This window comes from Klebsiella sp. GW_Kp181, assembly GCF_040062315.1.
Taxonomy (GTDB): Bacteria; Pseudomonadota; Gammaproteobacteria; order Enterobacterales; family Enterobacteriaceae; genus Klebsiella; species Klebsiella oxytoca.
This window is the reverse complement of sequence record NZ_JBEAFR010000071.1, coordinates 37035-43562: the sequence shown is the minus strand read 5'-3', so window position 1 is coordinate 43562 and position 6528 is coordinate 37035. Positions and strand designations below refer to the sequence as shown.

The following is a 6528-nucleotide window of genomic DNA, read 5'->3' as shown; positions in this document are numbered from 1 at the left end:
AATCACCCGCAGAGCGGTTCAATAAGTGTGTTGCATCCATCGGTTGAACTCACAGCCAGAAGCGGACATTGTTATATCTGACATGGAAAGCTCATTCCGCTATATAGACATTAAGTCGGTGATGAGTTAGAGATCTATGAGTTGATTGAACTCTAGGGTTGTCAGGACTGTAACAGTGCCCTGTACAAATGACAGGTGTTCAGATCCATGGTGAAATTGAACACTAATCATCGTATCTTATTCTTCATTAACATTTAAAAAATGAGTGAATAGCTTGTCTAATTTTGTTAATTTAAAAATATTATCTGTGTCATCATCGATGATATGCATGAGTGATATGATAGATGATTGCCTTTCAGCGCTTAAGGTCAATTCCCTGAGATAGTTATAATCTGTGGCATGCTCGGTCTCATCACTAAATTTAAGAAATTGGGGCATTACATCTGGACTGTAATCAGGTTGTCTCATTGCCCATATCATTCCAGCTAACAATGATGACTTTACAGTATAATATTCAAGACCTCGGCTAACAGAGTGACGATAATCTTGGTATATATCATTATCCAATTCCCATTTCATCACAGAAACATACAGGGCGTGTACAAATTTGTTTCTAATTACAGGGTGGGGGTGAGAAACTTTAACGCTATCTAACTCCGCATACTTTCCCTCAGATAATTTATAGAATACATTAAACATTGAGGTTTGGACATATAAAAGCAAAAACGTGTTAGGTGGTGTTAATGTGTCATTCCTCACCATCATTCTGAGTGTTAAATACATACCTTCGAGGTCTGCAAGTATCTCTCGGGCATGCTGGTCAATGTTCTTTTGGATGACGCTGGGAGTTACCTCAGGATTGGAATTATTAATGTTGCTTGAGTAATCTAATTCGTAATAAGTAGCCGATTCTTTTATTTCACCTTTGATCTTGTAGTGCCCTTGTACGTGATGCGCAAGTTCATGAAAAAATATCCACGCAATCATTAATTCGAACATGGCAAAACGGCAAATTAATTCTTCATCAGTCCACATGGTATTGCTGTTGTTAGGAATGCTTTTGTATAGCTCTACCATATGAGTGACCGTGTCAGACGCGTTAACTCTTGGAGGGATGCCACCTTCGAATAAAAATTCAGCATCACTAAAGGGTTCATCAAGAGCGTTGAAATGCCAATTTCCACTTTCTAGATATTTAATGTAACCTGGATAGGTAAATGACTGGATGTAGATTTCCTGAACCATCCCCAGGTTTATTTTAATATGGGTTCGATAGCGTGAGTCATGATAACTTGTACACGCTGCATTGATGTTTCCATCAAGAGGCAATTCATAAGTTAAACACCCAGATTGTTTTGAGTATATATTATCATTTGCCCACATAGCTAAATCATCTAAGACCAATCGAGCCAATGGGTCAATAAAATCTATTGGCGCGCAATTTCTCTCAAGTTCTTTTAACGTGCTATTCATACCCCCACCCTTTAATAATTTGAAATAATTGCATTATAGCTCTTTAGTTATTGTCAGTCTAGTGATATAGAAAGGGAAATACTTCAATATTTCAAAGATGAAAGCTTTTTTAATTCCGCGTTGCTTTTAGCCTCATTCCAGAATGATTTTCACTTTGATAAGTCATTGAGAAACTCATTACTATAAAATTAATTATTTGTATAGGCGCACAACAAAAATTCTTCTTATAAATTAAAATATAAAAACCTTCTTTATCGCTGAATCTTATCTTAATAAAGGATCGTGATTCTGTATTGAACCACACAATCTGCTCTTAGCTCATATTGGACAGCCATAACAAAACCCATCGACCAATTCAAAACACCTATGGAAGTGAGTCTATTTAGATTATAATTGAAATAGACTCCACTGCTTCATATAGCTAATTAGGCCCCGAGGAAAAGGTATCTCCCGCTATATGGCATAATTATTTGTAATAATTCTATTGCGTTCCGAAGATTTTCTACCTGTGCATTTAGCAACGTGATATCTTTGATACCGTGAAATAAATTATTTCGATACCTATAGACAATTAAGAGGCACACTTCGATTTTATCTTCAAAAGAAGTTTCTTCATTTCTTAGTACGTTAAGTGATTTCACAGTTTGTGAAAGTTCTCTAAAATAGAGGTAATTGAAATGCTCTGTTGGTTCACCGCTTTCATGTATATAGCGTTTAGACCAATATGATAACTGGGAGTCGATCGCATCTGATGGCATATCCCTTGCGACTCGCTTTGAAAGAACCCCAATCTGCTCTACAACATTCTCATTATGAGCTTCTGAAGCCTCAAAAATCGACCACATAAGAGTGAAGTCGGATACTGCTTCGAGTGTATTAGGTTCAAGTTGTGCTGAGTGTCGTACGTTTTGTTGAATCCAATCGGATGCTTTCACTGATAATTTCCTTTAGATAGAGTGTTTATTCAGTATACATTTTGAGATTTTAGTCAAATGATTAAGCCGGGCACGGGCATGACATGTCCTTATAAGACCGGTGTTGTTTGGCAAATAATATACTGGGATTTTTAAGACTGATATAGCCAAAGATGAACTTTTGTATAAGGATTACAACTGGAAAGGGCTATGTTGAATAAATCGAACTTTTGGCAGATATCAGGATCAGATCACCACATTACGGTCTTGTAGCAGTATCTCATGGCAAAAAAAAGCTAAAAATCACCAACTGGAACACCTACAACAAGGCGCTCGTCAATCGTGGTTCACTGACATTCCGGCTTGATGAGTCGACCATTCAGTCATGGTACGACAAACCAAAAACTGCTTCGCGGGGGGCCCGCAAGGTTATTCTGAACTTGCCATTTCCACCATGATGAATCTCCCGCTTCGCTGTCCGGATTATTCCTGCGTCAGTAAGCGGGTTAAATCCGTTAGCATCCCGCTTAAAAGCTCCACGAGAGACACAATTGCTTACCTGGTTATCAATTCTTAGCCAGCTACTGACGAGTTAGAAGGCATCGTGATCAGGAAGTCCATAACCTGTACTTAATTACCGCAACTTAATTAGTCATCTTGTAGCCCTAACTTCCGCTACTCGCTCATGAGGGACAACCATACTCAAATCTCCCACATTGCAGGAGATTTAAGTATGAACACGTCACCGTGGAACAAAGACCGTATCATTGGCCAAAAAAGACCACTTCAGATATCTCATATCTGGGGTATCCGAATCCGACTTGAACTGGAAGGTAAAACGCGCGATTTAGCCCTGTTCAATATGGCCCTAGACAGTAAACTTCGGGGTTGTGATCTGGTTAAGCTAAAAGTTTCTGATGTTGCATATGGTAGCTCCGTTTCAAGCAGAGCAATGGTGTTGCAACAGAAAACCGGTAGCCCTGTGCAATTTGAGATAACTAAAGGGACAAGAGAAGCTGTTGCTGCATTGATAAAGCTTAGCAATTTGCACAATAAAGACTTCTTGTTTCGCTCTCGGGTCGGAACTAACCGGCACATTTCAACCCGGCAATACAACCGAATCTTTCATGGGTGGGTAGAAAAGCTTGGTCTCGAAGATTCGCTTTACAGCACACATTCCATGAGAAGAACAAAACCTTACCTGATCTACAAGAAAACCAAGAATCTCCGGGTGATCCAACTTCTGTTGGGTCATAAGAAACTGGAAAGCACAGTCCGTTATCTGGGCATTGAAGTCGATGATGCGTTAGAGATCTCTGAATCGATTGAAGTCTAAGGTTGCCAGGGCTGCAACAGCAGTCCTGTGCCAACAGCGGACGTTGCTGGTATCATATTGATTCTAAAGTCTTCGATTGGTGTGTTTGCAGACTATCATATATTTTATCTAACATTGATAAAAAGGAGTTTAATTATGAAGAGAAACAAAACCAAGAAAAAAAAACGAAATTCTAAAGGTAAATATTCTTCAAAAAAATCACTTTATTCAATAAACAAAAAATACTCTAACTATATGAGTAGTGATTTTAAAATTTGCCATCCATTATTAAATGAAAATCAAATTCTTTACATGATGTATTGCACTCATCAACACCTTAAAAGCCTTAATATTGAATTGGAGGGTGTTAAAAAAATCGCAGTAGATCTAGATCAACTAATGACTCTTGATTATCGTTCATTACCTAATGTTACTGATAGACAAAAAATGGTGATTGAAAAACTGTTTAATTCCGCACCAATATCACCAGACGAGCTGATTTTTCAAGCATTAAGAACTGTTATGTTTACTAGTTTTCCTTTACCTGAAAATGAAGAAGCGCTCATCAAAATGTGCTATTACAGACACATTGAGAACGATGTGGCTTTAAATATAGCGCATGAATTGTCAGAAAAATTTTCTGAACCAATGGTGTTACAGCCATACTGGCCTAGGCTTAGTCAATTACGCATTATGATGCATATCCCCGAACATTTCATAAGAAAAACCGAATTAGATAATATAATTTTCTACCCTGTTAAACAGAGAGGAATGAATGCAACTTCTTTAGTGTATGAAAATACGAGATTTATCAGGGTGAATTATGCACTTGAACCTATTCTAGACGACTTTAATACTATACTGATTCATTTTCATTCCACCGAAGCAATGGCTGGTGCAAAACGCTATCTTAGAGCGTTAACTTGCCTAATTCCCCGAGCGTTGTATTTTTCAACTGAAATATCTCCTTTAAAATTTCCACCTAATCCTATATGTTTTGAAGATAGTCCACAATTAATTCATGAGCTTACGGCAGAGCAGATTGATTTCATTATGATGCATGAATTATCGCATCATTTATTTAAGCACCCACAAAGAAAACATGAAGTATTAAAAAATGATGATGCTATTGATAAATTGAAAGAGTTTGAACTAGAAGCAGATTATCTACCTGCTAAAATGATGTTGCTGAAATTCTACGATGCTGAGAATCGCTCAAAAAAAAGAGGGGATGAAAAAATTCCTTTTGAAGTAATCAAGTCTAGAGATTTATCCATCATCTCAGCATTAATACTTTTCGAACATATGCATTTCGTCGAAGAGGCTAATGAAATATTGAAGGGGAAACTAAATGGAATATTACCAGTAAACTTTAAGCTGGGAACACATCCTCCATCTAAAGAACGAAAAGAAAAGTTTCTCGAGGCTTTAGGTGACCGTTTTCGTGGCTCATCACCGTTAAGTAGGTATGCATCTTCTTTTTATGAAAATGCTTTGAGAAAACTTAATGACATGAGTTCAATGGAAATAATGGAAGTTATTAAGCCTTGTTTGTATGAATGATTACTAGTTCAAACTATGTTGGCATTCATCCGATGAAATCTAGGTAATAGAATTTTATTACCGCTTCTCGCTCACAGCGGACCCTCAACTCAGCCAGCAATGTCCGCTGCGTGCCAAGGGCGGACGTTGGTAAATCAACATTGTAATAATTATTGGGAGCTGGTCAGTTGATAGAAGCCGAACATTAGATTATAATTGGGTATCGTATTTTTATAGAAAACTTTTTAGAAAGGGTTTTGAAAATTAAACTAAAAAGAATGCTTCAGATGGACTTTATTAAGGAGTTTCATGAGAACCTGGATACTGATTTCGAAGAACAGCTCTTCATTGCTTGCCTCAGAAATTATTGTTCTCACGGCAATCCGTTGAGGTTTAGCAATTTCGCTTACGCCATACGTGAGCTTATAAACCACGTCCTGTCACGGATGGCTCCAGATGAAAGGGTGATGGCTGCCCCATGGTTCACTCCCAATAGAAACAATGCGACAGTAACTCGTAAACAGCAGGCTAAATACATTGCTCAAAAACATATACCTGATGGACTCTTAGATGCTGCAGCACTTCAGGAGCTGGATAACGGTATTGGCTGGTTCAACAAAAATTATCAGTCATTGAATTACTACACTCATATTACTGCAGAGTCGCTTGAAAGCCAGCCAAAGGATTTTTTTGAAAAAGCAAAACTGTTGATTGAGCTTTGCAACAAGATATTTTCTAACTTTGGTGATCTGGAACGAATACTAACTGATTCCATTATTGATGAGGTCAGCGACCATGTAAACGAGGTTACGAGAGATAATACTCCTGATGAAGTTGATATACTATCGTCACAGACGATTGTAGAAGCTTGCATTGTTGAATCGATAGAACCTCTCAGTCTTACAGAAGATTATGTTTATCTCTTGGTTAGGGGAACGCTCGAAATTACACGTCAATACGGACGGGGTGATGATTATTTAGCTCAAGGCGACTCTTATCCCTTTAAATTCGCTGTGTCTTTACGCGCTAGCGATTTTGAAGATATTAGACCTCTTGTTAGCACCGCTATTGTTGATACAGGTTCATGGTATGATGATGGTAATGGTTCAGCAATCGCTGATAAAATTTACAGTACACGGCGATTTCTTGAGATGATTGCACAAGTTCACATAAAACCGGCAAGATTACGAAGCCTCTTTCCAGAGCTGAGTTATGTAATACCTGATGATGAACTAGATGAAATGGTTCAGGATCTCTGACCTGCTCCCTAATGATTCATACACC

At 38.0% G+C, this 6528-nt stretch carries 5 protein-coding genes and 1 pseudogene; 4 read left to right on the top strand and 2 right to left on the bottom strand.

What is annotated here, in order from left to right; all coding sequences use genetic code 11:
* Positions 1 to 237: 237 nt before the first annotated feature.
* Both ABLV11_RS18595 and ABLV11_RS18590 read right to left on the bottom strand, forming a co-directional pair.
* Complete coding sequence (locus ABLV11_RS18595; RefSeq protein WP_230138189.1) at positions 238 to 1473, bottom strand: hypothetical protein; 1236 nt, start codon at positions 1471 to 1473, stop codon at positions 238 to 240.
* Between the two features lie 425 nt (positions 1474 to 1898).
* Positions 1899 to 2408, bottom strand: a complete 510-nt coding sequence (locus tag ABLV11_RS18590) for a hypothetical protein (RefSeq protein WP_224250631.1) — start codon at positions 2406 to 2408, stop codon at positions 1899 to 1901.
* 224 nt (positions 2409 to 2632) lie between these two features.
* Here ABLV11_RS18590 and ABLV11_RS18585 point away from each other — a divergent pair.
* The 4 genes and pseudogenes from ABLV11_RS18585 to ABLV11_RS18570 form a co-directional block, all read left to right on the top strand.
* Positions 2633 to 2961: pseudogene (locus tag ABLV11_RS18585) on the top strand (transposase); the annotation flags it as partial.
* A gap of 159 nt (positions 2962 to 3120) precedes the next feature.
* Complete coding sequence (locus tag ABLV11_RS18580; protein ID WP_137273309.1) at positions 3121 to 3723, top strand: site-specific integrase; 603 nt, start codon at positions 3121 to 3123, stop codon at positions 3721 to 3723.
* A 135-nt stretch (positions 3724 to 3858) separates the two neighbouring features.
* Complete coding sequence (locus ABLV11_RS18575; protein ID WP_230138188.1) at positions 3859 to 5265, top strand: hypothetical protein; 1407 nt, start codon at positions 3859 to 3861, stop codon at positions 5263 to 5265.
* 266 nt (positions 5266 to 5531) lie between these two features.
* Positions 5532 to 6503, top strand: coding sequence for a hypothetical protein (locus ABLV11_RS18570; RefSeq protein WP_224250624.1), 972 nt, complete (start codon positions 5532 to 5534; stop codon positions 6501 to 6503).
* Positions 6504 to 6528: the final 25 nt, after the last annotated feature.